We start from the raw sequence: 26,567 nt of genomic DNA on the forward strand, positions 1-26,567 counted from the left end.
GAATAGGGAGTAGCGAATAGCGAATAGGGAGATTGCACGACCAGCCCTGTTCGCTACTCGCTATTCGCTACTCGCTCCTGACCAAGGAGAACCCGCATGGACACCCAGATGCTGATCGGCTCGAAGTTCGAGAACGGCACCGAGACCGAGGAGCCGATTCTGAATCCAAAGACCGGGGCGACCATTCTCAATTTGCCTGAAGCCAGCCAGGCGCAGATCGAGGCGGCTGTTACTGCCGCCGAGCGAGCGTTCGTCTTGTGGTCACGCACAACGCCGGCGCAGCGCTCCGGCTATCTCCTCAAGATCGCCGACCGCATCGAGGCCAACGCGCGGGAGTTCGCGGCGCTCGAGGCGCTGAATTGCGGCAAGCCGATCAACGCCGTGCTCAATGACGAGATCCCGGCGATCGTCGACTGCTATCGCTTCTTTGCCGGCGCTGTGCGTTCGATGCCGGGCGTGGTCGCCGGCGAATACATTCCCGGCCACACCTCGATGGTGCGGCGCGACCCGATCGGCATCGTCGCTTCCATCGCGCCGTGGAACTATCCACTGATGATGATGGCCTGGAAGCTGGCGCCGGCCATTGCCGGCGGCAACACCGTCGTCTTCAAGCCGTCGGAGCAGACGCCGCTGACGGCGCTGAAGCTGGCCAGGATCCTGGCCGAGGTGCTGCCCGAGGGCGTCGTCAATGTCGTGCTCGGCCGCGGCGACAGCGTCGGCAACACGCTGATCAATCACGCCAAGGTCAACATGATTTCGATCACCGGCGACGTCGCCACGGGCAAGAAGGTGCTGCAGGCCGCCGCCAAGTCGGTCAAGCGCACGCATCTGGAACTCGGCGGCAAGGCGCCGGTCATCGTTTTCGACGATGCCGACCTCGGCGCCGTGGTCAACGGCCTGCGCGCTTTCGGCTACTACAATGCCGGGCAGGATTGTACAGCCGCCTGCCGCATCTATGCCGGCAAGAAGATCTACGACAAGCTCGTCGCCGATCTCTCATCTGCCGTCTCGACCATCAAATACAACCAGCCCGACGACACCGAAAACGAGATCGGGCCGCTGATCTCGCGCCGCCAGCGCGATCGAGTCTCGAGCTTCGTCGAGCGCGCTTCGGAACTGAAGCACATCGAGATCACCACCGGCGGCAAGCCGGGCGAAGGCTCCGGCTTCTATTACCAGCCGACGGTGGTTGCCGGCGCGCTGCAGGAAGACGAGATCGTGCGCCGCGAAGTGTTCGGTCCGGTCGTCTCCATCACCCGCTTCTCCGAAGTCGATGAAGCCGTGAACTGGGCCAATGACAGCGACTACGGCCTGGCATCCTCGGTGTGGACCAAGAACGTCTCGCGCGCCATGGCGACGGCCGCCCGTCTGCAATATGGCTGCACCTGGATCAACACCCATTTCATGCTGACCAACGAGATGCCGCATGGCGGGCTGAAGCAGTCTGGCTACGGCAAGGACATGTCTCTCTATGCGCTGGAGGATTATACCGCCGTTCGTCATGTGATGGTCGCGCATGGGTAGAGGCTGCCAATATCTCTAAAATGTTCGCCAACCCGTTTTCTGTACATTAAGCGAGAGTTACTTTTGCAGTACGGCGGGAGTTCACGATTTACTGAATATTCAACCTGAACGAGCAGCCTCTTGCCGGGAAACCGCGCGGCGAGGGGTTTGCGCATGAACACGACCAAGATCAAGCTGGTACTCATTGGCGGCTTCTGTCTGCTGATCGCTGTGTTCGGCGGCAAGGACATGATCAAGAAGAGCGGCTGGCCCGAGGCGCCTGCTGAAATCCTCGCGGTCAATGTCGAATGCGACATGGAATCGACCGCCCACAAGATTGTCTACAAGACCGTCAGCACCGCCACGATCCCGTGCGAACTGGTGGATGCGTTCAAGACGGTTCATGCTGACAAAGAGTGGAAGGTGACCCAGAAATTCACCGGCACCTTGCGCGTCGGCACCGGCGCCGACGCCGTCGAGGCCACGATGGAGCTGAACAAGAACGGTGCCCGCGAACCGCAGGTCGGCGACAAGCTCACCGTCGTCCAGAACCCCGTCAACCCCACCCAGATCGAACGCACCGGCATGACCGGCACGCGTTTGACGATCGTCATTGGGGCTGGACTGCTCGGCGCGTTGCTTCTCTATCTTGCTTTCAAACCCCGCCGGCGGATGTCGACCTCCGCCGTGGCGGGCAACCCTGCCGGAGATGCCGGCGCGGACCAGCGCGCGCGCCAGGGTTGTGTGCGTCAAGTTCTGCAAAATGGGGCGGCCATGATGCTGGTCATGCGGCTTGGCGCAGAGCGAGCTTCTTGTGCTCGCGCAGGTCGTCCATGTTGATGTATCGGTTGGCCTCCATCCAGTTTTCATTGGTCTCGACGGCCAACGCCCTGACCAGGCGCAGGCAGCTTTCGGTATTGGGGAAGATGCGCACGACATAGGTGCGCCGGCGGATTTCCTCGTTGAGCCGCTCCAGCATGTTGGTGGATTTGAGATGCTTGTGGTGCTGTCTCGGCAGCCTGAAGAAGGTCAGGGTTTGTTCGATGGCATCCTCGGCCCAGCCTGTCAGGCGCGGATAGCGTGCCGACCATTTGGCAAGCCATGCGGCAAGATCAGCCCTGGCCTCTGCGAGATCGCGCCGGTCGTAGAGCCAGCGCAATTCCTGCAGGCAGTCGTCGCCGTGCTTCCTCGGCAGATGATCGAGCGCGTTCCTGAGGAAGTGCACGTAGCAGCGTTGCCAGGCGGCTTCGGGGATCACCTCGCCGATCGCTGCCACCAGGCCGGCGTGATCGTCGGACACAACCAACTCGACGCCCTTGAGGCCGCGCGCCTTGAGGCCGACGAGGAAGTCCCTCCAGGCCGAGCGGCTCTCGCGATTGGCCATCTCCACGGCCAGGATCTGGCGCCTTCCGTCCCAGTCGATACCGACCGCGATCAGCACCGCCTGGCTCATGACAACACCGGCTTCACGCACCTTCTCGTAGCGCGCATCGAGGATGAGGTAAGGAAACGGCTCTTGAAGGGGGCGCCTGGCAAAGGCAGCGAGGCTCTCGTCCAGCCGCTTGTTGATGGCCGAGATCGACGAGGCCGAGAAGGCATGGCCGCACAGTTCTTCCGTGATCGCCTTCACCTTGCGGGTCGACACGCCCTGCACATACATCTCCGCCATTGTCGCCACCAAGGCCCGCTCGGAACGCTGGTAGCGCTCGAACAGCTCGGTGGAGAAGCGCCCGGCCCGGTCCTGCGGAACCCGCAGCTCGAGCTTGCCGACCCGCGTCACAAGGGTACGGCCGTAATAGCCCGAGCGATAGCCAAGCCGTTCGGGCGTGCGCTCGCTCTTCGAGGCACCCAGCGCCTCGTCCATCTCGGCCTCAAGCACCTCCTGCATCACCGCACGGAGCACTTCGTGCAATCCATCCGGGTTCGAAAGCAAAATGTCTTTGACGGCAGCGCTGGCGGTCTTAACTTCAGTCTTGGTCATGGTGGCGTTCCTTCGCGGGAATCAGGTGACGTGAACAATCACCAGCCTGCCATGACCGCCCCCTCTCAGCGAATTTGCAGAACTCTCAGCACACTACCCGCGCCAGGCCGACGCCTTGATAGCGGCGGCCCTGGCCAAGCAGGCCACATTGCCCAATCAGCCGGCACGTGTCGCGGCTGCCGGATCGGGCAGGGAAGGGCGGTTTTCCGGGCAGCGGACGAGTTTCGGCCGCCGCAACTGATGGCCGAAAACTGCTGCACCTGCCACGGCTACTCCACGATGCGGTAGATGTTCCAAAGGCTGGTGCCTGAAACGACGTAGGGCTCCATCTCCTTGCCCCATTTGGCGTGCGCGTCGATCTTGCCGATCCTGGCGAAGAATCCCTCCAGCTGGGCAAGGCTTTCGACCTGATGATGCGATTCGACCGTCGCTTCCCGAGCTCCGACCGAACCGGTCATGATCTGGAACTCGAGATCGGCAATGCCGACCTGAGAGCCGATCTCGCGTTCCCATTTCTTCAACAGGTCGAGCACGGTCTGCTTGTGCCCGAACTTGGCGTCGATCTGCCATCTGGCGCTGAACATTTTGTCTCCTCCAGTTTTGCGGCCCAAACCGCGGTTGATCTTTCCGCGGTGGAACTACTCGTCCCAGGCCTGCACGACGGTCTGTCGTGCAATCCGCCCATTCTTCAGCTCCAGCATCGCCGCGCAGAACACTTTCGTTCCGTCCGGATAGGCGCAGGCCTGGGTGAAGGCGAGATTGTCGCCATCGGCGATGGTGGTGTCGACCTTGTGGGTCATCGCCCGGCTGCAGATGTCGTCCCAGAAGGTGCTGATCGCCGCCCGGCCGCGGATCTCGCGCGGCTTGCTCGGCGGATTGTTGCGGTCGATCACCCGCACCAGTGCGTCGTCGGCATAGAAGCTAGCGAGCATCCTGCCGTCCCGTCCTTCGATCGCTTTCTTGATCGCCGCGCCGTCCACGCTCTGCGTCTTGGTCAGCATCTTGTCCTCCATGGCCCGTTGATCGGGCGGTTGAATGATCACAAGCAATGCCCGGCGCACCGCCCGGCATTTTCTTTCACTGCGACTTGGCTTTGACGGCTGCGAACACGCCGTCGGTCTGTTGTTTGAAGGTCGCGAAATCGACCTGGCTGCCGTTGAGCATCGTCGACCAGTGGCGCACGATGGCCGCCATCGCGATCGCCTCCTTGATCTCCTCATCGGTCGCGCCATTGAGCTTGGCGGCCTCGGTGTGGAAATAGATGCAGTACTGGCAGGGGATCTGCGAGGCGACGGCCAGCCCCAGCAGTTCCTTGGTCTTGCCGTCGAGCGCGGTCTTGGGGTTGAGCTGCACACCCTTGATCTCGGCCCAGGCGCCGGCAACCGCGACATCGGGCAGCGTCTTGAACATGTCCGGCACTGAGCCGAGCGTCGCCTCGATGTCCTTGTAGGCGGCGGCCGCCGAGGCATCCTCGGCTCTGGCGGGAGCGATCGTGAACAACGCGCCAACGCCTGCCGCTATCACCAGCGATTTGATCGACCTGTTTGACTTCAGCATTGCATCCTCCATCCGCAGTGCCTTTCCCGGCGACATCCGCCTGGCCTGCATGGAGAGAATTGGTACGCCTCGACCCCACCTGGCCGCTTCGCCCGAAAGCGCCATGGTCCCTATGGCCCGTCCGGGCCAGCCTGCCTGGCGGAAAATGCCGCTGCCGCCGCCCGTGACGGCAAATCGAGCTTCAGCAATATGTTGGCGACATGACGCTTGACCGTATGCTCGCTGAGCCTCAGCTCGGCGGCGATCGCGGCATTGCTCTTGCCGTCGGCGATCAGGATCACCACCTCGCTTTCGCGCGCCGTCAGTTGAGCCGGCTCGGCGGGTTTCGCCTTGGGGCGGCAGGCCGGCTCCAGGTGCTGTTCCGACGTTGCCTGGACCAGCGCCAGCGGCTCGTCCAGCTCATCCACCGTGACACGCCCGGCATCGATGAAATGCAGGCCGGACCCCGCCGCCAGATCGGCGGCCAGCCGCGACGCCAGAATATCGCCGCGCCCGGCATGGGCGGCGATCTGCATCGTCACCCGTGCCATCAGCCCCACCGGCGGCCCGCGCATTTCGACCTCACCGACATGGGCGCCCTGGGCGCTTGCAATGCCCATATGTTGCGCCGCATCGCGCAGTGCCGCCGCGCAGCGTATGGCCCGCGCCGGCCCGTCGAAGCGCGAGATCATCAATTCGCCATGGATGCCGGCGACGCGTCCGCCATGACGGCCGACCAGCTGCTGCCAGCTCTCCTGGAAGCGCTCGCTACGTTCGCTCCACATGCGGTCGCCAACCCGCGCCGTGTCGTAGATGCGTGTCGCCAGAAGAGCGGCAAGCACGCGCTCCGCTTCGGCCACGGCACGCTCGCCGGTCAGGAATTCCTCGATCAGGTCGGCCACCCGGTCGACATCGCCGGTCCAGATCGGGTGGTCGCGCCCGGGGACCTCGACCAATCGCGCATTGGCGATCTCTTTCGCCAGGAAGCGGCTGGCGTCCGGGTCGACCCGCGCGTCGTTGCGGCGATGAATGAGCAGTGTCGGTGCGCCGATCGCCGAAAGCACGCCGCGCACATCGATTCCGGCATTCATTCGGGCAAGAGCGGCCGCTGCCGTCGGACTGGCCGACAGCCGCTCGAAGCGGGCCCACCACTGGGTGAAATGCGCATCATCTACCCGGCCGGGAGCGAAGTTGGGCAGTGTGGCGCCCGTGCCCCATTCCGTGCCGGCCGTCGCGATGAAGGCCTCGAGGCGCTCCGGCGACATCACCCATTTGTGGAAATGCGCATAACCGCCATAGAGCGCCAGCGCTCGTGTCCGTTCCGGATAGGTGGCGGCAAACAACATTGCCATCGGCGCGCCTTCCGAAGCGCCGAGCAAGGCCGCGCGGCCGCTGCCGGTGGCATCCATCACCGCGCGCACATCGTCCATGCGGGTTTCGAGGCTGGGCAGGTGGCGTGGGTCGACGCGGTCGGACAGGCCGGTGCCGCGCTTGTCGAACAGGATCAGCCGCGAGAACGCCGAGAGGCGTTTCAACAGCCTGGCGTAGCCCTCGTCTTCCCAATGCAGGTCGAGATTGGAGATGAAGCCAGGCACGAAAACCAGGTCGAACGATCCCTGGCCGACCACCTGATAGGCGATCCGCACGTCGCCGCTGAGGGCATATCGCGTCTCGATCGGCCTCACGTTGCTATCCCGCCCGGCCAGACGATTTCTGATCGCCGACCATAGCAGACGCCCGGCGGATGCGGCAGCCAAACTTTAGAAGACAGGAATATAGCCCGCCGCGAACCGTGTTCGCCCGCCATTTCTGGGGGAGGCTATTTCTGGGGAGCGGCGCTCTCTGCACCCGTGGGTTGGACGTAGCCGATGCTCACATCGGCCTGCTCCTCGGTCTTCGGCCGCTTGATCCTGGCCGAGGCCACGACGACGAGTTCGTCAAAACCTTCGCCGCCGCTGTCCAGCATCTCGAAGAACTGCCGGCGCATCCTGGGCTCCCAGAACTTGTTGATGTGCTCGGCCACGCCCGCCACACCTTCCTCGCGGGGCCTTGAATGGAAGAAGGCGGCGATCTGGTTGGCCATGCGCACCAGCTTTTCCCCGGTGCTCGTGATGTGTTCTTCGTTATGCGACATGCTGGGCAACTCCCAAGACCACCCGTTCCGGGTGGGTGAAAACATCGAAATCATCGCCGCGCACCAGCGCTACCAGTGTCATGCCGGCCTCATCAGCGGTGCGGATGGCGAGCGCTGTCGGCGCCGACACGGCGATGATGAAGGCGGAGCCGATCGCCGCCGTTTTCTGCACCATCTCCACCGAGACGCGTGATGTCACCACCACCGCGCCCGATGCACCGTCAATGCCGGCCTTGGCCAGCGCGCCGGCCAGTTTGTCCAGCGCATTGTGCCGGCCGACATCCTCGCGCGCCATGACGATGCCTTTGCCGGGAATGTAGAAGCCCGCTGCATGCACGGCGCCGGTTTCTGAATGCAGAGGCTGCACCTTGGACAAAAGCTTTACCGAACGGGTGATATCGTCGGCTTCAAGCGTAAGCTTGGACGCACCAACCTTGTCGACCGAGCGCATCGCTTCCTCGATCGATTCGATGCCGCATAGCCCACAGCCGACCGGACCGGCCAATCGCCTGCGTCGCGCCTCGAAGCGCGTATTGGCCTGGTCCTTCAACCGGATCTGGATATCGATCCCGGCGCCATGGTCCTCGACCTCGATCGCCTCTATCTCGTCAGGCAACGCGATGATGCCTTCGGTCAGCGAGAAGCCGAGCGCGAAATCCTCGAAATCGGCCGGGCTCGCCATCATCACCGCATGGGTGGTGCCGGCAAAGGAGAACGCCACCGGCGTCTCCTCCGGCACCATGCGGTTGGCCGATGTCGTGCCGCTGGCGCGGTGGGCAAGGCGAGAGATTTGGGTGGTGGCTTGGCGTTTGCGGGTCACGAGGCGCGCCCCTCTGCCCTGTTCGTCCTTAGCAGTAGCTGTGGAGGCTCGCGCCTTTCCTCTCCCCCGTCGACCGGGGGAGAGGTGTCAAGCGAAGCTTGACGGAGTGGGGGTCGACTGCTCGCCAGATAGGCCGGTTTGCCTGCTCTTTGGGTTGTGCGCGACTTTCGACGGCTGCGTGTTGCGGGGCCGGCTTCCCCCACTCCGTCGCCGCTTCGCGGCGCCACCTCTCCCCCCTCCGGAGGGAGAAGAAAGGCGCCAGGCGGCATAAGCTCGCGTCCTTCCTGACGGAGTAGGGGTCGACCAACCGTCAAGATTGAAGCTCTTATTGTCGAACGCCGTGGCAAGACTACTCCGCCGCTTCCAGCTTTGCGATGCGGCGGCTCTGCTCGGCCTGCTCGTTATAATCGCGCTGCCAGTCCGAAGGCCCGTTGGAGGCGCCGACCTGCACCGCGGTCACCTTGTACTCCGGGCAGTTGGTCGCCCAGTCCGAGAAGTCGGTGGTGATGACGTTGGCCTGCGTGTCGGGATGGTGGAACGTTGTGTAGACCACACCTGGCGACACCCGGTCGGTGATCAGCGCACGCAGCGTCGTCTCACCCGAACGGCTGGTCAGCCGCACCCAGTCGCCATCGCGCAGGCCGCGGTTCTCGGCATCGTGCGGATGGATCTCCAGCCGGTCCTCCGAGTGCCACATGACGTTTTCGGTGCGCCTTGTCTGTGCACCGACATTGTACTGGCTGAGGATGCGACCGGTGGTCAGCAGCAACGGGAAACGCGGCCCGGTCCGCTCGTCGGTCGCCACATATTCTGTGCGGATGAACTTGCCCTTGCCGCGCACGAAGCCGTCGATATGCATGATCGGCGTGCCGAGCGGCGCCTTCTCGTTGCAGGGCCATTGCACCGATCCGACACGGTCGAGCAGATCGAAAGAGACGCCGGCGAAGCTTGGCGTCGTTTTGGCGATCTCGTCCATGATTTCGGAGGGATGCTGGTAGTTCCAATCCAGCCCGATCGCGCGGGCAAGCTCCTGTGTCGCTTCCCAGTCGGCATAGCGCGCCTTCGGCTCCAGCACCTTGCGCACCATGTTGATGCGGCGCTCGGCATTGGTGAAGGTGCCGTCCTTTTCCAGGAAGGTCGAGCCCGGCAGGAAGACATGCGCGTAGTTAGCTGTCTCGTTGAGGAACAGGTCGTGCACGACGACGCATTCCATCGCCGCCAGGCCGGCCGCGACATGCTTGGTATCAGGGTCGGATTGCAGGATGTCCTCGCCCTGGATGTAGATGCCCTTGAAGGATCCGTCGACGGCGGCATCCAGCATGTTGGGGATGCGCAGGCCCGGTTCGTCGTCGAGCTTCACCCCCCACAACGTCTCATAGATGTCGCGCACCGCCTCGCCGGAGATGTGGCGGTAGCCCGGCAGTTCATGCGGGAACGAGCCCATGTCGCAGGAACCCTGCACGTTGTTCTGGCCGCGCAGCGGATTCACCCCGACGCCCGGGCGGCCGATATTGCCGGTCGCCATGGCAAGGTTGGCGATAGCCATAACCGTGGTCGAACCCTGGCTGTGTTCGGTCACGCCGAGGCCGTAATAAATCGCGCCATTGCCGCCCTTGGCATAGAGCCGTGCAGCACCTCGGATCAGTTCGGGATCGACGCCGGACAGCTTGCCCACGATTTCGGGGCTGTTTTCCGGCAAGGCGACGAAAGAAGCCCAATCCTGGAACTCCGCCCAGTCGCAGCGATCGCGGATGAAGGCTTCGTCGAAAAGCCCTTCGGTAACGATGACATGCGCCAGCGCCGTCAGCACCGCCACGTTGGTGCCGGGCTTCAGCGGCAGGTGATAGTCGGCCTCGATATGCGCCGACTTGACCATTTCGGTGCGGCGCGGATCGAGCACGATCAGCTTGGCGCCCTGGCGCAGCCGCTTTTTCAGCCGCGAGGCGAACACCGGGTGCGCGGAAGCCGGATTGGCGCCGATGATGACGGCGACATCGGTGAAATCGACGGAATCGAAATCCTGCGTGCCGGCCGAGGTGCCATAGGTCTGGCCGAGGCCGTAGCCGGTCGGCGAGTGGCAGACGCGCGCGCAAGTGTCGACATTGTTGTTGCGGAAGCCTTGGCGCACCAGCTTCTGGACGAGATAGGTCTCTTCATTCGTGCAGCGCGAGGACGTGATACCGCCGATCGAGGTGCGGCCGTATTGATACTGGATACGGCGGAATTCCTTGGCCGTATGGGCGATGGCCTCTTCCCAACTCACCTCGCGCCAGGGATCGCTGACCTTTTCCCGGATCATAGGCGACAGGATGCGGTCCTTGTGGGTGGCATAGCCATAGGCGAAACGGCCCTTCACGCAGGAGTGGCCGTGGTTCGCCTTGCCGTCCTTGTAGGGCATCATGCGAATGACTTCGTCGTCCTTCACTTCGGCCTTGAACGAGCAGCCGACGCCGCAATAGGCGCAGGTGGTGACAGCGGAACGCTCGGGCATGCCTTTCTCAAGCACGGTCTTTTCACGCAGCGCATCGGTCGGACAGGCCTGCACGCAGGCGCCGCAGGACACGCATTCGGAGGCGATGAAATCCTCGTGCATGCCGGCGACCATGCGCGATTCGAAACCGCGGCCCTCGATCGTCAGCGCGAAGGTGCCCTGCACCTCCTCGCAGGCCCGCACGCAGCGCGAGCAGACGATACATTGCGCCGGATCATAGGTGAAATAGGGGTTGGACTCGTCGCGGGCGATGTAGTCGACCGCCAGCGAGCCATGGCCGGGCGCGACGCCGTTTTCCTGCTTGACGTGGTTGCGGCCCTCAATGCCGAAGCGGTTCTCGGTCAGGCCGACCGATTTCGCCACAACGTCGAACTCGCTGGCGCCGGTGCCGGCCTTCTCGTTCCAGCCGGTCGGGTGGTCGGAGACGTAAAGCTCCATGACACCGCGGCGGATGGCGTCGAGCCGCTCGGATTGCGTGCGCACCACCATGCCTTCGCCGACGGGGGTCGTGCAGGATGCCGGCGTGCCGCCGCGCCCGTCGATCTCGACCAGGCAGACGCGGCAGGAGCCGAACGAGTCCAGCATGTCCGTGGCGCAGAGTTTTGGGATCTCGACCCCGCCTTCCATCGCCGCGCGCATGATCGACGTACCCTCCGGCACGCTGATGCTGCGGCCGTCGACGATCAGCGTAACCTGCTTTTGCGCCTTCGATTCCGGGGTTCCGTAATCGAGTTCTTCGATGAGTGTCGGGAAGTCGGCCTTGATATTCATCTGCCAGCTCCTATTCAGCAGCCACGCGCGCCGGCGCGGGCTTGAAATCTTCGGGGAAATGGGTGATCGAGCTCATCACCGGATAGGGCGTGAAGCCGCCCAGCGCGCAGAGCGATCCGAACTTCATCGTGTTGCAGAGATCGGTGACCAGTGCCAGGTTCTTCTCCGGCTCGATGCCGGCGGCAAGCCGGTCGATGGTCTCCACCCCGCGTATCGAGCCGATGCGGCAGGGCGTGCACTTGCCGCAGCTTTCGATGGCGCAGAACTCCATGGCAAAGCGCGCCTGCTTCAGCATGTCGGCCGTGTCGTCGAACACGGTGATGCCGGCATGGCCGATCAGCCCGTCGCGCTTCGCGAACTCTTCGTAGTCGAACGGCGTGTCGAACAGGCCGCGCGGGAAATAGGCGCCGAGCGGGCCGCCGACCTGCACCGCCTTCACCGGGCGACCTGTGGCCGTACCGCCGCCGATATCGTCGACGATCTCGCCCAGCGTCATGCCGAACGCCGCCTCGAACAGGCCGCCGAACTTGACGTTGCCGGCGATCTGTATCGGGATCGTGCCGCGCGAGCGGCCCATGCCGAAATCCTTGTAGAAGGCAGCACCCTTGTCCATGATGATGGGCACGGAGGCTAGGCTGATGACGTTGTTGATCACCGTCGGCTTGCCGAACAGACCCTGGATTGCCGGCAGCGGTGGCTTGGCTCGCACCACGCCGCGCTTGCCTTCAAGGCTGTTCAGCAGCGACGTTTCCTCGCCGCAGACATAGGCGCCGGCGCCGACGCGGATTTCCATGTCGAAGGCGTTGGGCGAACCCAGCACGCTGACGCCGAGCACGCCTGCCTTGCGGGCGACCTCGACAGCCTTGTTCATGACAGCCACCGCATGCGGATATTCCGAGCGGATATAGACGAACCCCTTGGTCGCGCCGGTGGCGATGCCGGCAATCGTCATGCCTTCGATGAGCACGAAGGGGTCGCCCTCCATAATCATGCGGTCGGCAAAGGTGGCGCTGTCGCCCTCGTCGGCATTGCAGACGATGTATTTGCGGTCAGATGTCGTATCGAGCACCGTCTTCCACTTGATGCCGGTCGGGAAGCCGGCGCCGCCTCGGCCGCGCAAGCCCGATTCCGTGACCTGTTTGACGATGTCGAGCGGCGCCATGGCCACCCCGTTCTGCAGGCCCTTGAGCCCGCCCAGTGACTTGTAGGCATCGAGCGATAGCGGGTCGTTGATGCCGCAACGCGCAAAGGTCAGGCGCGTCTGCTTGGCCAGGAACGGGATTTTGTCGGGCGCGCCCAGCCAGCGCTTGTGATGCCCGCCGGTGAGAAAGCCGCTGTCGAACAGGCTCTTGACGTCTGAGGGCTTGACCGGCCCGTAAGCGACGCGCCCCTTTTCGGTCGCGACCTCGACCATCGGTTCGAGGAAATAGGCGCCGCGCGAGCCGTTGCGGACGATCTTGGCCTCGACGCCCCGTTCAGCCAGTTCCGCACGAACAGCCTTGGCGACCTTTTCGGCGCCGAGCGCCAGCGCGCCGGAGTCACCTGGAATGTAGATGCGCGGGATCATGAGCGTACCTCCGCGACGATCTCTTCGATCTTCTCGTCATCGAGCCGCCCGATCACCTCACCATCCAGCATCGCCGACGGTGAACAGGCGCACAGCCCGAGGCAATAGACAGGCTCAAGTGTAACCGATCCGTCGCGGGTGGTCTCATGGAAATCGATGCCCAACAACTGCTTGACCTTTGCGGCGATCGCATCCGAACCCATCGACTGGCAGGCTTCCGCCTGGCAGAGCTTGAGCACATGCCGGCCAGCCGGCCGGGCACGGAAATCATGATAGAAGGTCACGACGCCATGCACTTCGGCCCTCGACAGGTTCAGCCCATCGGCGATGACGGGCACGGCGTCCTGCGGCACGTGGCCAAATTCTTCCTGGATCTCGTGCAGGATCGGCAGCAGGGGGCCTTCGAGGCCCTTCAACTCCTGGATGATCGCCGCCGTGCGCGACTGTATCTCGGTACTTGCAGGCTGCATCGTCACGCAGCGCCCTCCCTATCGTAGCGATCGATGCATATAATCGTCCAAAAGCATGAAGCGGTTTTGGAACAACGACATGCCTACGCCGCTTAATCGCTAAGTGCTTAAGAAATCAGAGAAAACCTCTGAAATCAATAAAGCGGTTTCGTTGCACGATAGAAAATTTCTATCGCGCCGATTGACCAGTTATGACTAGCTCAGCGATTGGCGCGGAAATCGTCTGCTAGCGCCATCGCCTCGTCCAGCAGCGCCTGCACCAGCGGCGTGTGCGGTTCGCGCGGCGCGGCGACCAGCCCGACCGTGTGGCTGGCATCCGGTTCGACGATCGGAATGGCCCGGATCGGCTCGGAAAAACCGAATGTTTCCGCCAGGTTGAGCGGCATGATCGACGACCATTTGCCTGTCCGTATGTGGGAGAACAGCACGATCATCGAGTTGGATTCCAGTGTCGGCCGCACCTGCACGCCGGCCTCGGCCAGATGCTGGTCGATGATGCGGCGGTTCTGCATGTCCGGCGTCAACAAGCAGAGCGGCAGCTGGCTGATTTCGGCCCATGTCACTTTGTCGCGATCCGAATAGGGATTTCCGACCGCCGTGATCAGCTGGTAGCGCTCGTCATAGAGCGGCACGCTGGTCACCCGTCCGAGAGGCTCGTTGTCGAGATAGGTGATGCCGGCATCGACGTCGAAATTGCCGAGCAGCGACAACACCTCGATCGAGGTGCGCGACAGGATAGAGAAGGTGACGCCCGGATGCTTCTCGCGAAATGGCGTCGTAAGCCGCGCCACCATGGCGAGGGCGGTTGGGATGGCGGCAATACGGATACGCCCGGACAGGCCATGTCGCGCCGCCCGCATCTCTTCGCGCATGGTCCTGGAATCGCCGACGATGCGACGCGCCCACACCAGCACCTGCTTGCCTTCCGGCGTCAGCCCCTGAAAGCGCGAACCGCGATTGACCAGCATGACGCCGAGCTGGCCCTCCAGCTGCTTGATCCCGGCCGACAAGGTCGGCTGCGTGACGCCGCACGCTTCCGCCGCCCGGCCGAAATGCTCCTCCTTGGCCAGCGCGATGAAGAATTCGAGCTTGTCGATCATACCATCCGTCCGTTCGTTGCGCGCAAGGTCGGGGAAATTGCCTTTCGCCGCAAGCTCTACCCGCAATTGGCCATGCATCCACATCTTTGGGCCGGCTGGCTGTTTCCCCCGGCCGAACACGGCGCTATGTGGTTGGATGGAATACGAGGAGATCGGACATGCTGGGCTGGTTCCGCAAGCTTTTGCCGCGCGAAGATCGCTTCTTCGACCTCTTTGAACGGCATTCCCGCACCGTGGTCGGCGGCGCCGAGGCGCTGGAGCAGCTTCTGCAGGGCAAGGACATCGATCGCTGGTGCCAGAAGATCATCGATCTCGAGGACGAGGCCGATCATATCACGGCCGAAGTCCTGCTGGCGGTGCGGCGTTCCTTCATCACGCCTTTCGATCGCGGCGACATCAAGGACCTCATCCAGTCGATGGATGACGCCATCGACATGATGCACAAGACCGTCAAGACGGTGAAGCTGTTCGAAAAGAAGGAATTCGACCCGCTGATGCAGGAGATGGGTGGCGTCATCGTTGCCGCCTCCAGGCTGGTTGCCGAAGCGATCCCGCTGCTCAGCAAGGTCGGCACGCACACGGTACGCCTCAACGCCATCGCCGAAGAGGTGATGCGCGTTGAAAGCCGCGCCGACGATCTGCATGAGCAGGGATTGAAGGACCTGTTCAAGCGGCATGGCCGCAGCGATCCGATGGCCTACCTGATCGGCTCGGAGATCTACGGCCAGCTGGAGAAGGTGGTCGACCGCTTTGAGGACGTCGCCAACGAGATCAGCGGCATCGTCATCGAGAACGTTTAGGCAATGGAAGCCACCATCGCCTTTCCCGTGCTGATCGGCCTTGTCGCCGTCGCGCTGTTTTTCGATTTCCTCAACGGCCTGCACGATGCAGCGAACTCCATCGCCACCATCGTCTCCACCCGCGTGCTGAGACCGCAATATGCGGTCCTGTGGGCGGCTTTCTTCAATTTCATCGCCTTCATGTTCTTCGGCCTTCACGTGGCTGAAACTGTGGGAAAAGGTATCGTCGACGTCAGCATCGTCACGCCGGCGGTGATCTTCTCGGCGCTCGTTGGCGCCATCGTCTGGAACATCGTCACCTGGATTGCCGGCATCCCGTCCAGCAGTTCGCATGCCCTGATCGGCGGGCTCGTCGGCGCCGGCGTTGCAAAGGCTGGGCCCGGCGCCATCGTCTGGACCGGGCTTGGCAAGACGGTCGCCGCAATCGTCGTGTCGCCGGCGACAGGGTTTGTTCTGGCGCTGGTCCTGATCCTGGCCGTTTCCTGGCTGTTCGTGCGCCAGACACCGTTCGCCGTCGACAGCACCTTCCGCGTCATGCAGTTCTTTTCGGCCTCGCTTTATTCGCTAGGGCACGGCGGCAACGACGCCCAGAAAACCATGGGCATCATCGCCGTGCTGCTCTATTCGCAAGGTATGCTCGGCGGGACGTTCTACGTGCCGCTGTGGGTCGTCCTCACCTGTCAGACAGCACTGGCGCTCGGCACTTTGTTCGGCGGCTGGCGCATCGTTCACACGATGGGCTCGAAGATCACCCGGCTGAATCCGATGCAGGGCTTCTGCGCCGAGACCGGCGGCGCCATCACCCTGTTTGCCGCCACTTGGCTCGGCGTTCCCGTGTCGACCACCCATACGATCACCGGGGCCATCATCGGTGTCGGCGCCGCCCGTCGCGTCTCGGCCGTGCGCTGGGGCGTTGCCGGCAACATCGTCATCGCCTGGATCGTCACCTTGCCGGCCACGGCTGCAATTTCGGCGCTCACCTACCTTGCGGTTGGCCTGGCAAGGTGAGGCGGACACCGTGGTGCTTGGAGTCGCTGCCAATCTGCACTATCTGAGCCGCAGCCAAACGCCTTAGGGAATAATGCATGTCCGTCACCAAGGAAATCGTCACCGAGCGTCTGAAGACGGTCAACGGGCCGGACTTCACCGGCAACATCGTCGACCTCGGCATGGTTTCGGAGATTTTCATCGCCGATTCGAAAGTGTTTTTCTCGATCACCGTTCCCGCCGCCCGCGCACAGGAGATGGAGCCGCTGCGCGCCGCAGCCGAGCGTGTCGTCAAGGCGATCCCTGGTGTCGCCGGCGCCGTCGTCGCGCTGACGGCGGAGAAGAAGGGCGGCGGCATGGAGGCTCCGGTTGCGTCGCGTCCCGCGCCCAGGCCCGCACCGCCGGCTGCGCCAGCCGCGCCGCGCCCAGCTCCACACTCTCCAGCCCCGCACGCCCCGGCCTCGCAAAGCTCGGGCAAGCGCGGCGTGCCCGGCATCGAGGCGATCATCGCGGTGGCGTCCGGCAAGGGCGGCGTCGGCAAGTCGACCACCGCTGTCAACATCGCGCTTGGCCTCGCCGCCAACGGTTTGCGTGTCGGCGTGCTCGATGCCGATATTTATGGGCCGTCCATGCCCAGGCTGCTCAACATCCATGGCCGGCCGCAGACCGTCGACGGCAAGATCCTGAAACCGATGGAGAATTACGGCCTTAAGGTGATGTCGATGGGCTTCCTCGTCGACGAGGAGACGCCGATGATCTGGCGCGGTCCGATGGTGATGTCGGCGCTGACGCAGATGCTGCGCGAGGTCGAATGGGGCCGCCTCGACGTGCTCGTCGTCGACATGCCGCCCGGCACCGGCGACGCGCAGCTGACTATGGCCCAGCAGGTGCCCCTGGCCGGCGCCGTCATCGTCTCGACGCCGCAGGACCTGGCGCTGATCGACGCCCGCAAGGGATTGAATATGTTCAAGAAGGTCGACGTGCCGCTGCTCGGCATCGTCGAGAACATGAGCTATTTCATAGCACCCGATACCGGCAAGCGCTACGACATCTTTGGCCATGGCGGGGCGCGGCGCGAGGCCGAGCGACTCGGCGTAACCTTCCTCGGCGAAGTGCCGCTGGAAATGGGCATTCGCGAAAGTTCTGATGAAGGCTCGCCCGTGGTGGCGTCGAAGCCCGACAGCCCCGAGGCGAAGATTTACCGCGATATTGCTTCGAAGGTCTGGGACCGGGTCAACGAAGAACGCGGCGCGGCCGAAGCGGCGGTGCCGAACATCGTGTTCGAGTAGCTCGGATATCCCTCCCCTCAAGGGGGAGGGGAACCCACCTTCTCGCCAAAGCTTGAAAAGAACTGCAAGGCCAGCTTCTTCGAAGTCGAATCGATGAGCCGGCTGCCGAGTTGGGCGATCTTGCCGCCGACTTCGGCTTTGGCCGCGTATTTGAGGACCGTCGCATCCGGCCCGTCCGCCGTCAGCGTCACGTCGGCGCCACCCTTGGCGAAGCCGGCAATACCGCCCTTGCCCTCGCCCTGGATGGTGTAGGAGTGCGGCGGCTTCAGGTTCTTCAACGTCACCTCGCCGTTGAATGTCGCCTTGATCGGTCCGATCTTCAACACCACCGTCGCCGCCATTTCGGTCGGCGATTTCATCTCCAGGTGCTGGCAGCCGGGAATGGTCGCCTGCAAAACCTTCGGATCGTTCAGCGCGTCCCACACTTTCTGCAGGGGGGCGGCAATGCGTTCCTCGCCTTCGATCACCAAAGCCATCGACACCTCCCGGACAGACTTCGAAGGCCTAACGCACGGTCTGGTCTGTGTCTATCGCACCAAAGTCCGGTTGCGACGGTGCGCCCTCTTGCCTGCTTCCGCGCGTTGCCATATCGATTTGTCTTACAAATACGGAGACCATGATGGCAGGCGCCCCCACCGGAAAGAAGAAATTTCGCTCGCAGGAGTGGTTCGACAATCCCGACAATCCAGGCATGACCGCGCTCTACCTCGAGCGCTACCTGAACTATGGCCTGACGCGGGCCGAGCTGATGTCGGGCAAGCCGCTGATCGGCATCGCCCAGACCGGCTCGGATCTGTCGCCATGCAACCGCCACCATATCGAGCTCGCCAAGCGCGTGCGCGAAGGCATCGTCTCGATGGGCGGCATCCCCTTCGAATTCCCGTGCCATCCGATCCAGGAGACCGGCAAGCGCCCGACCGCGGCACTCGACCGCAACCTTGCCTACCTCGGCCTAGTCGAAGTGCTCTACGGCTATCCGCTCGACGGCGTCGTGCTGACCATCGGCTGCGACAAAACCACGCCGGCGCTGCTGATGGCGGCGGCCACCGTCAATATTCCGGCCATAGCACTTTCGGTCGGACCGATGCTCAATGGCTGGCACAAGGGCAAGCGCACGGGATCGGGCACCATCGTCTGGGAATCGCGCCAGCGCCTCTCGGCCGGCGAGATCGACTATGACGAGTTCATGGACATCGTCGCCTCATCGGCGCCGTCGACCGGCTATTGCAACACCATGGGCACCGCCACCACGATGAACTCGCTGGCCGAGGCGCTCGGCATGCAATTGCCGGGCTCGGCTGCCATTCCGGCACCCTACCGCGAGCGCGGCCAGATCTCCTATGAGACGGGCAAGCGCATCGTCGAGATGGTGCATGAGGATCTGAAGCCATCCGACATCATGACGCGCAAGGCGTTCGAGAACGCCATTGTCGTCAATTCGGCGATTGGCGGCTCGACCAACGCGCCGATCCACCTCAACGCGATTGCCCGCCATCTCGGCGTGCCGCTCACCAATGACGACTGGCAGACGGTCGGCCTCCATGTGCCGCTCATCGTCAATCTGCAGCCATCGGGCGAATATCTCGGCGAGGACTATCATCATGCCGGCGGCGTGCCGGCTGTGGTGGCCGAACTGATGAAGGCCAAGCTGCTGCCTTATCCCGAAGCGATGACCGTCAACGGGAAATCGATCGGCGACAATTGCAAGGATGTCGCCAACGAGAACACCGACGTCATCCGCACCGTCGCCGAGCCGCTGAAGGCCAATGCCGGCTTCATCAATCTCAGCGGCAATCTGTTCGATTCCGCAATCATGAAGATGAGCGGCATCTCGCCGGAATTCCGCGAACGCTATCTCTCCAACCCGAACGACCCGGAAGCCTTCGAGGGCAACGCCATGGTCTTCGATGGTCCCGAGGACTACCACGCCCGCATCGACGATCCGGCGCAAGGCATCGACGAGCACACCATCCTGTTCATGCGCGGCGCTGGCCCAATCGGCTATCCCGGCGGCGCCGAGGTCGTCAACATGCAGCCGCCGGCCTATCTCATCAAGAAGGGCATTCACGCGCTGGCCTGCATCGGCGATGGCCGCCAGTCGGGCACATCCGGCTCGCCGTCTATCCTCAACGCTTCGCCGGAGGCCGCCATTGGCGGCGGCCTGGCGCTGCTCAAGACCGGCGACCGTGTGCGCATCGATTTACGGAAAGGCACTGCCAACATCCTCGTCACCGACGAGGAAATCACGCGCCGCCGTGCCGAACTGCAGGTCGATGGCGGCTATCATTATCCCAAGCATCAGACGCCATGGCAGGAGATCCAGCGCTCCATGGTCGACCAGTTCTCGGAGGGCATGGTGCTGAAGCCGGCGGTGAAATACCAGGACGTCGCGCACACCAGCGGCGTGCCGAGGGACAACCACTGAGCGTTGCAAGTTTGGTGAAATCGAAGGCGGCTTGCCATCGGGCAGGCCGCCTTTTCTCATGGCAACGCTCTTGTATCGATTGGGCCAAGTCTACAGATACGTCGTGTCGATAGGTCCTGCACAAGGGATAACACCCATCAATGACTAAACGGCGCTCTTCCCTCGGTTTCCTCGGCATGTTCGGCCGCTCGGGTGATTTGCGGGAACTGGACAACGCGCTGCGCGGCGCCGATCTTCATCCGGCGCTTGTTCCCGAGGGGGTAAAGCTCACCATCGTCAATTTGATGAAGGATCATTGGCCGGACGAGCCGCCGCCTGACGCCTACCGGTCCGTGGCGCAGCTGTTCGGCTTTTGCATCGCGGGCCCACAAACCTTCGAGCAGGCCAATGGGCCGGAGCGGCGGCTGGAGGCTGAGCGCCGCATCGAGGCTGCGCTTGAAACCGGCGACAGCCTGGATGCCCAGATCGTGTTGATGGCGCTGCATGGCAAGCTGATCAGCGCCGAAGTCGTCGAGCGCTTTGGGCTAAGTGCGGACTGACCTTCGTAAGGTGAAGCTTACCCGCCCATGCCGCTGCGTGGCAGCTTGATCATCTCGCCGAAGCGGGCACGCAATTTGTCGTCGAGCAGCTTCGGCACATGGCGCGGGAAGCGCTCGGCCAGCACGCGCTTCTTTTCGATGATCGCCCGCTGCAAGATGTCGGGCCGGCCCTTCTCGTTCCATTCCTTGGGCGAAAAGCGGTCGCCGACGGCAGGATAGAAATACTCCGTCTGCATCAGGCGCAGCGTCTGCTCATTGCCGAGATAGTGGCCTGGGCCATTCATGCAGACTTCGGTGATGGTGTCGATCGACAGCGCTTCGTCGGTCACTTCGATGCCGCGCACGCAGCGCAGGCAGTGGCCCAGCATGTCATTGTCGATGATCAGGCTCTCCAGGCAAAAGCCGAGCAGCGAGGCATGCATACCCGCCGATTCATAGACCAAGTTGAGGCCGGCAAGACCGGCCATCACATCGGTGATGCCCTTTTCATAGCCGGACTGGATGTCGGGCAGTTTCGAATCCGTCATGCCGGCGGCCGAACCGCCCGGCAGATCGTAGAACTGCGCCATCTGCGCACAGGCCGAAGTCAACACTGCCTGCTCGGCCGAGCCGCCCGACATGGCGCCGGTCCTGAGGTCGGAGACGAACGGCCAGGTGCCGAAGATCGCCGGATGCCCGGGCTTGATGGCGTTGACGTAGATGAGGCCGACCAGCACTTCGGCCACCGCTTGCACCACAGCGCCGGCAATTGCCGCCGGAGCGGTGGCGCCGGCCTGGCCGGCCGATAGAAGCAGGATCGGAATGCCGCCTTCGACGCAGGCTTCGAGCACGCCGCAGGCGTCCTCGGCGAATTTCATCGGCGGCACGACGAAGCAGTTGGAATTGGATACGAACGGCCGGGCGCGAAAGTTCTCCTCGCCGCCGGCGATCGCATAAAGCATTTCCAGCGCCGGCTGCACGTTCTCGCGCACCGTGAACGAGGTGCCGACATGCTTAGACGTGCCCATCACGCAGGCGTAGAGCGTGTTGAAGTCCATTTCGAGCGGATCGGGAATGTCGCGCGGCACCATCGGCCGCTGGAAGAAATGGATGTTGTCGAGCCCTTCGACGAGGCGAGCGGCGTCGTAAATGTCCTGCACCAGCGACTCGCGGTATTCGCGCTTTTCGACATCGACCAGATGCACCGCCGCACCCGCCGTGCCGTAATGCACACGCTTGCCCTGGATCAGCATGTCATGCCTGGGGTCCTGGCCGTGCAGCGTAAAATTTCGCGCGGCTCGTCTGATCGTGTCCATCACAAGCCCACGTGGGAAACGGACGCGGCCGTCATCGCCATAGACGGCGCCGACCCCGGTCAGAGCCTCGATGCAGGAGGGAATGGCATTGGCGAAGCCGACGGTCTCCAGCAGCGTCAGCACCGCTTCATGGATGCGCTCCTGGTCGTTCCGGTTGAGCGGGCCGTAACTGCCGCCTTCAAGCCCGGCACGTACCGGCCTGATGTCGTCGGCCAAAGGTGCTGCCCGCATGGCGCGGCGCGCTTCGCGCCCGCCGGATCGTCGCGAACGCTGGTCGGCTGATGTATCTTTAGGAGCCGCATCCTGCTTCTCAACAGCCACTGACATGGGGGCACTCCACCTTTAGCTTGCGAAACACGACGCGATGATTGGTCCACCGTCGGCTTGCTTCGTCCCTCTGTCAGCCGACTATGCCGTTGCCATTGGCCCAGCCTATGGGCCAGTCAATGCAGCCGAGTATGCCAGAGAGCTAATGCAGAATGTTGGTGATCATGCCAAGGGCCGGGCTGTTCAAAGCCCCGGCACAGGCAAGTCAGGCTGCAGCGGGCCTGCGTCCGGCTGCGGTCGCGAGCTCGCGAATACCCGGCTCGATGTGCTGCAGTGCGATCGAGGAAATGCCCAAGCGCATGAAACGCGACGGCTTTTCGGTGCGATCGAAGAAGCGATCGCCCGGCTCGATGATGACGCTGCGCGAGGCCGCGGCCTCGGCCAGTCCACGTGAATCGGTGCCGCGCGGGCCTTCCAGCCAGAGCGATGTGCCGCCGGCGGAATCGGTCGAGCGCCATTCCGGCAGGAATGCGGAAATCGCATGGACCAGACGCTTGCGCCGCTCGTCGAAGGCCGACGACAGCCGCCGCACCAGCGCCTCGTGATGGCCGAGCGACAGGAACAGCGCGACCGCGCGCTGGTTGTTGGCCGGCGGGTGCCTGAGCATGAAGCGGCGCAGCGCCCTAAGCTCGGAGATTAGTCCAGCCGAAGCGACGATGTAGCCAAGCCGCAGGCCCGGAGCCAGCGTCTTCGACATCGAGCCGACATAGACGACGCGACCCGAGCGATCGAGGCTCTTCAGCGCCTGCTGCGGCGCCTCGTCGAGAAGCTGGCTGTCATAGCCGTCCTCGATGATGATCTGGTTGTGGCGGTTGGCGCGCGCCAGAAGGTCCTGCCGCCGCTCTGCCGCCAGCGGCACCATGGTCGGGCAATGGTGGCTGGGGGTGACGAAGACAAAGCCGGAATCGTTGGGGATGGACGAGGTGACGATGCCGGACTGATCGACCGGAACCGGCTGGATTTCGGCGCCTGCCAGGCGGAAGATCGAGCGCGCGTCGGGGTATCCCGGGTCTTCCATCGCGACCTTGGAGCCCTTTGTCATCAGCAGTGTCGCCAGCATATAGAGCGCGTTCTGGGCGCCGAGCGTGACGATGATCTCGTCCGGATTGGCGAAGATGCCGCGCCGCGGCAACAGCCGCGCCTGGATCTGCTCGATCAAGAGCGGATCGTCGCGATCGACCATGTCGGAGGCCCAGTTGCGGATTTCGAGCACGGCCAGCGCCATGCGGTTGCACTCACGCCATTCGGCTGTCGGGAACAGCGCCGGGTCGAACTGGCCGTAGACGAAGGGGTAGGACGACTTGATCCAGTTGTCGTGCTTGGCCGGTGGCGGCATATCGCTGGCGGCGATCTGCCGGCGTGCCTTCCAGTCGATCTCGTTCTGCTGGTCGGGCGCCTTCTGGTGCGGCTTGGCGGGGGTGGCCAGCACATCCGGATTGACGAAATGGCCGCGCCGTTCGCGCGCCACCAGGAATCCCTGATCGACCAATTGCTGGAACGCCAGCACCACAGTGCCGCGCGCGACGCCGAGTTTTTCAGCCAGGATGCGGCAGGACGGAAGCGGCATCGAAGCGGCGATCTGCCGGTCGAGAATGGCGGCGACGATCGCCTGACGGATCTGCGCCTGCAGGGTCTGGCCCGATTCCGCCGAAATCCGGAACAGGCCGGACCATATGGCCGTGTCGTTACGCTGTGGCATGGAAGGTGTTCCTCGATGGCCAGTCTTTTTTGCTTGGCTGGACCAGCGGAAGGTAACCGTGGCACAAGGGGTTGCGCCAATCAATTTTTCTGATCGCTGGGATTTATGCCAGTGATCTATGCGCGACGCGCAGCGTCGTCGCATCCCCGGGTGACGCTTTCGTCCTCCCGCAGCGCGGACGCCCGCGCGATGCGAAGCGTCGTCGCGCCTCATTATCCCAAGCGCGACGCGTAGCGTCGTCGCTACTCCCATCACATCATCCAGCGCGACGCGCAGCGTCGTAGCTCCATCAGATCGCACTATGCTGCACTGCGTCATCCCCACGCATTGAAACATGGGGAATTCGGCTCGATAACATCACCCCGACGACACGCGCCGGAAACATCCGGTCTGATAAGATGTCGTGAAAAACGATCAGGAGCCGGCATTGGATCATTCCTCCTTCGACAAACAGCTTGTCGCCTTGCGTGCTGCGCGCGCGGCGGCATCGGGCACGATGCGCGAGGCTTTTGCCGCCGACCCCAAGCGCTTCGAGACGTTTTCGGCCAGCGACGGCGACCTTTTGCTCGACTGGTCGAAATGCGCGGTCGACCAGCGCACGATGGAACTGCTCGAGAAGCTCGCCGCCGCCGCCGATCTCGAAGGTCGCCGGGCCGCAATGTTTTCCGGCAAGAAGATCAACATCACCGAGGACCGCGCCGTGCTGCACACGGCGCTTCGCAACCTCTCGGGCAAGGGCGTCACGGTCGATGGCCAGGACGTCAAGGCGGATGTGCTGTCCGTGCTCGACGCCATGGGCGCTTTTGCCGATGCCATTCGTTCCGGCAAGGCCGCCGGCGCCACCGGCAAGAAGATTACCGACATCGTCAATATCGGCATTGGCGGCTCCGATCTCGGCCCGGCCATGGCGACGCTGGCGCTGGCGCCCTATCACGACGGCCCGCGCGCGCACTACGTCTCCAACATCGACGGCGCCCATATCCACGACACGCTGAAGGGCCTGTCGGCCGAAACCACCTTGTTCATCATCGCCTCGAAGACCTTCACCACGGTCGAGACGATGACCAATGCCGAGACGGCGCGCGAATGGGTGCAGAAGGCGCTCGGCAAGGAAGCTGTCGGCAAGCATTTCGCCGCCGTCTCGACCGCGCTCGACCTGGTTTCCAAGTTCGGCATCGAAGCGGATCGCGTGTTCGGCTTCTGGGACTGGGTCGGCGGCCGCTATTCGCTGTGGGGCGCCATCGGCCTGCCGGTGATGATCGCCATCGGTCCGCGCAATTTCCGCGCCTTCCTCGACGGCGCGCATGAGATGGACGAGCACTTCCGCACCGCACCCCTGCAGAAGAACCTGCCGGCGCTGCTGGGGCTGGTCGGCTGGTGGCATCGCGTGATCTGCGCTTATCCGGCGCGTGCGGTCATCCCTTATGACCAGCGCCTTTCCAGGCTGCCGGCCTATCTGCAGCAGCTCGACATGGAATCGAACGGCAAGGGCGTCACCCTCGACGGCACGCCGGTGACGACGCCGACCGGACCGCTGGTCTGGGGCGAGCCCGGCACCAATGGCCAGCACGCCTTCTTCCAGCTGCTGCACCAGGGTACCGATTTCATCCCGGTCGAGTGCCTTGCCGCTGCCGTCGGCCATGAGCCTGATCTCAAGCACCAGCACGATCTACTGCTTGCCAATTGCCTGGCGCAGTCGGAAGCGTTGATGAAGGGCCGCACGCTGGACGAGGCGCGCGCGCAGATGCTGGCCAAGGGCATGAAGCCGGCCGATGTCGACAGAATAGCCCCGCACCGTGTCTTCTCCGGCAACCGCCCCTCGGTGACGATCCTCTACCGTAAGCTCGACCCGCGCACCTTCGGCCGGCTGATCGCGCTTTACGAGCACCGCGTCTTCGTCGAAGGCACTCTGTTCAACATCAATTCCTTCGACCAATGGGGCGTCGAGCTCGGCAAGGAGCTGGCGACCGGCCTGTTGCCAGTCGTGGAAGGCAAGGAGAGCGCCGACAAGCGCGACGCATCGACCGCCGGGCTGGTGGCGCGCATCCAGCAACTGCGGGGGGCTCAATGAAAAATCCGGCCGACATCAAGGGCATCTTGTTCGACAAGGACGGCACGCTTGTCGATTTCAACGCGACCTGGCTCAGCATTGCCGATTTCATGGCCATGGACGCCGCCGAGGGCGATCGCTGGAAAGCCGACAGGCTGCTTTCAGCGGCGGGCTTCGATTTTGTCGCCAAGCGCTTCAAGCCGGATTCCATCTTCGCCTCGGGCACCAATATGGATGTCGTCGAACTGTGGTTCCCGCGCCTGTCCGACGAGGACCAGATGCTGGCCGTCGCCCGCTTCAACGAGATCACCTCGGTGCAAGGCTCATCGATGGCGGTGGCCTTGCCCGGCATCGTCGTGGCGCTGACGGCTTTGCACAAGCGATCCTACCGGCTCGGCGTCGCCACCAACGATTCGACTGCCGGTGCGGAAAAGACCATGGTCACGCTTGGCGTCGCGCAGCTGTTCACCGCCGCCTATGGCTATGACGCGGTCGCCAATCCGAAACCGGCGCCGGACACGATCGTCGCCTTTTGCGACCTGACCGGGTTGAAGGCGTCCGAGATCGCCATGGTCGGCGACAACCGCCACGACCTGGAGATGGCGCGTGCCGGCGGCTGCGGCCTGGCGGTCGGCGTGCTCTCCGGCACCGGCACGCGTGAATCGCTGTCGGCGATCGCCGACGTCGTTCTCGATTCTGTTGCCGACCTGCCGGACTTTCTGTCGGCGCGGGTCAAGGAGACGGTTTGACGGGGAGTGCCTGGGGTGAAGCGCGAAGTACCGA

Annotated in this window: 23 protein-coding genes; 9 read left to right on the forward strand and 14 right to left on the reverse strand. The window is 63.5% G+C overall.

Annotated features, from left to right (window positions below):
- Positions 1-96: 96 nt before the first annotated feature.
- Together AC3EML_RS07125 and AC3EML_RS07130 are read left to right on the forward strand one after the other, a co-directional pair.
- Positions 97-1,524 carry a gamma-aminobutyraldehyde dehydrogenase gene (locus AC3EML_RS07125; protein WP_352521695.1) on the forward strand — a complete coding sequence of 476 codons (1,428 nt, stop codon included), beginning with the start codon at positions 97-99 and terminating at the stop codon, positions 1,522-1,524.
- A gap of 153 nt (positions 1,525-1,677) precedes the next feature.
- Positions 1,678-2,343: a hypothetical protein gene (locus AC3EML_RS07130; RefSeq protein WP_352521694.1), complete on the forward strand. Its 666-nt coding sequence runs from the start codon at positions 1,678-1,680 to the stop codon at positions 2,341-2,343.
- Here AC3EML_RS07130 and AC3EML_RS07135 read toward each other — a convergent pair.
- From AC3EML_RS07135 to AC3EML_RS07185, 11 genes are all read right to left on the reverse strand, one after another.
- Positions 2,288-3,484 (reverse strand): IS256 family transposase, encoded by a 1,197-nt coding sequence (locus AC3EML_RS07135; RefSeq protein ID WP_488505179.1) that lies wholly within the window; start codon positions 3,482-3,484, stop codon positions 2,288-2,290. The genes AC3EML_RS07130 and AC3EML_RS07135 overlap by 56 nt on opposite strands.
- 269 nt (positions 3,485-3,753) lie before the next feature.
- The gene (locus tag AC3EML_RS07140) at positions 3,754-4,068 is read right to left on the reverse strand and encodes a hypothetical protein (protein ID WP_023738143.1); all 315 of its coding nucleotides are present in this window, start codon (positions 4,066-4,068) and stop codon (positions 3,754-3,756) included.
- A 54-nt stretch (positions 4,069-4,122) separates the two neighbouring features.
- Positions 4,123-4,485, reverse strand: a complete 363-nt coding sequence (locus AC3EML_RS07145; protein ID WP_023688799.1) for a nuclear transport factor 2 family protein — start codon at positions 4,483-4,485, stop codon at positions 4,123-4,125.
- Between the two features lie 76 nt (positions 4,486-4,561).
- Entirely contained in the window at positions 4,562-5,041 is a 480-nt protein-coding gene (locus AC3EML_RS07150; protein WP_023688798.1) for a carboxymuconolactone decarboxylase family protein, read from the reverse strand.
- A gap of 110 nt (positions 5,042-5,151) precedes the next feature.
- Entirely contained in the window at positions 5,152-6,705 is a 1,554-nt protein-coding gene (locus AC3EML_RS07155; protein WP_023673422.1) for an alpha/beta fold hydrolase, read from the reverse strand.
- A gap of 134 nt (positions 6,706-6,839) precedes the next feature.
- Positions 6,840-7,154 carry a formate dehydrogenase subunit delta gene (locus AC3EML_RS07160; protein ID WP_023673423.1) on the reverse strand — a complete coding sequence of 105 codons (315 nt, stop codon included), beginning with the start codon at positions 7,152-7,154 and terminating at the stop codon, positions 6,840-6,842.
- Positions 7,144-7,974 carry a formate dehydrogenase accessory sulfurtransferase FdhD gene (gene fdhD / locus AC3EML_RS07165; RefSeq protein WP_023731373.1) on the reverse strand — a complete coding sequence of 277 codons (831 nt, stop codon included), beginning with the start codon at positions 7,972-7,974 and terminating at the stop codon, positions 7,144-7,146. Before fdhD ends, AC3EML_RS07160 begins: the two co-directional genes overlap by 11 nt.
- Positions 7,975-8,323: 349 nt before the next feature.
- Positions 8,324-11,236, reverse strand: coding sequence for a formate dehydrogenase subunit alpha (fdhF, locus tag AC3EML_RS07170; protein ID WP_023673425.1), 2,913 nt, complete (start codon positions 11,234-11,236; stop codon positions 8,324-8,326).
- Between the two features lie 10 nt (positions 11,237-11,246).
- On the reverse strand, positions 11,247-12,803 hold the full coding sequence (locus tag AC3EML_RS07175; protein WP_023828551.1) for a formate dehydrogenase beta subunit: 1,557 nt from the start codon (positions 12,801-12,803) through the stop codon (positions 11,247-11,249).
- Positions 12,800-13,279: a formate dehydrogenase subunit gamma gene (locus AC3EML_RS07180; RefSeq protein ID WP_023738147.1), complete on the reverse strand. Its 480-nt coding sequence runs from the start codon at positions 13,277-13,279 to the stop codon at positions 12,800-12,802. Before AC3EML_RS07180 ends, AC3EML_RS07175 begins: the two co-directional genes overlap by 4 nt.
- A gap of 194 nt (positions 13,280-13,473) precedes the next feature.
- On the reverse strand, positions 13,474-14,373 hold the full coding sequence (locus AC3EML_RS07185; protein WP_023688790.1) for a LysR family transcriptional regulator: 900 nt from the start codon (positions 14,371-14,373) through the stop codon (positions 13,474-13,476).
- 158 nt (positions 14,374-14,531) lie between these two features.
- Between AC3EML_RS07185 and AC3EML_RS07190 the strand changes: the two genes are divergently transcribed.
- From AC3EML_RS07190 to AC3EML_RS07200, 3 genes are all read left to right on the forward strand, one after another.
- On the forward strand, positions 14,532-15,173 hold the full coding sequence (locus AC3EML_RS07190; RefSeq protein WP_023673429.1) for a DUF47 domain-containing protein: 642 nt from the start codon (positions 14,532-14,534) through the stop codon (positions 15,171-15,173).
- A 3-nt stretch (positions 15,174-15,176) separates the two neighbouring features.
- Positions 15,177-16,181, forward strand: coding sequence for an inorganic phosphate transporter (locus AC3EML_RS07195; protein WP_023828550.1), 1,005 nt, complete (start codon positions 15,177-15,179; stop codon positions 16,179-16,181).
- Positions 16,182-16,258: 77 nt separating this feature from the next.
- The gene (locus AC3EML_RS07200; RefSeq protein ID WP_023732480.1) at positions 16,259-17,449 is read left to right on the forward strand and encodes an Mrp/NBP35 family ATP-binding protein; all 1,191 of its coding nucleotides are present in this window, start codon (positions 16,259-16,261) and stop codon (positions 17,447-17,449) included.
- Between the two features lie 17 nt (positions 17,450-17,466).
- On the opposite strand, the gene AC3EML_RS07205 is transcribed toward AC3EML_RS07200, so the two are convergent.
- On the reverse strand, positions 17,467-17,925 hold the full coding sequence (locus AC3EML_RS07205; RefSeq protein ID WP_352521632.1) for an SRPBCC family protein: 459 nt from the start codon (positions 17,923-17,925) through the stop codon (positions 17,467-17,469).
- 143 nt (positions 17,926-18,068) lie between these two features.
- Here AC3EML_RS07205 and AC3EML_RS07210 point away from each other — a divergent pair, with 143 nt between their 5' ends.
- Positions 18,069-19,874, forward strand: coding sequence for an IlvD/Edd family dehydratase (locus AC3EML_RS07210; RefSeq protein WP_023688786.1), 1,806 nt, complete (start codon positions 18,069-18,071; stop codon positions 19,872-19,874).
- A 140-nt stretch (positions 19,875-20,014) separates the two neighbouring features.
- Positions 20,015-20,413 (forward strand): hypothetical protein, encoded by a 399-nt coding sequence (locus tag AC3EML_RS07215; RefSeq protein WP_023821503.1) that lies wholly within the window; start codon positions 20,015-20,017, stop codon positions 20,411-20,413.
- A 17-nt stretch (positions 20,414-20,430) separates the two neighbouring features.
- Here the strand turns inward: AC3EML_RS07215 and AC3EML_RS07220 are convergent, their stop codons facing one another.
- Positions 20,431-22,035 carry a trimethylamine methyltransferase family protein gene (locus AC3EML_RS07220; RefSeq protein ID WP_352521633.1) on the reverse strand — a complete coding sequence of 535 codons (1,605 nt, stop codon included), beginning with the start codon at positions 22,033-22,035 and terminating at the stop codon, positions 20,431-20,433.
- Between the two features lie 205 nt (positions 22,036-22,240).
- Positions 22,241-23,734: a MocR-like pyridoxine biosynthesis transcription factor PdxR gene (gene pdxR, locus AC3EML_RS07225; protein WP_023682059.1), complete on the reverse strand. Its 1,494-nt coding sequence runs from the start codon at positions 23,732-23,734 to the stop codon at positions 22,241-22,243.
- Positions 23,735-24,161: 427 nt separating this feature from the next.
- Between pdxR and pgi the strand changes: the two genes are divergently transcribed.
- Together pgi and AC3EML_RS07235 are read left to right on the forward strand one after the other, a co-directional pair.
- Entirely contained in the window at positions 24,162-25,805 is a 1,644-nt protein-coding gene (pgi, locus tag AC3EML_RS07230; protein WP_488505392.1) for a glucose-6-phosphate isomerase, read from the forward strand.
- The gene (locus AC3EML_RS07235) at positions 25,802-26,533 is read left to right on the forward strand and encodes an HAD family hydrolase (RefSeq protein WP_023682057.1); all 732 of its coding nucleotides are present in this window, start codon (positions 25,802-25,804) and stop codon (positions 26,531-26,533) included. Before pgi ends, AC3EML_RS07235 begins: the two co-directional genes overlap by 4 nt.
- Positions 26,534-26,567 lie beyond the last annotated feature (34 nt).

Source organism: Mesorhizobium sp. P170090, from assembly GCF_057786115.1.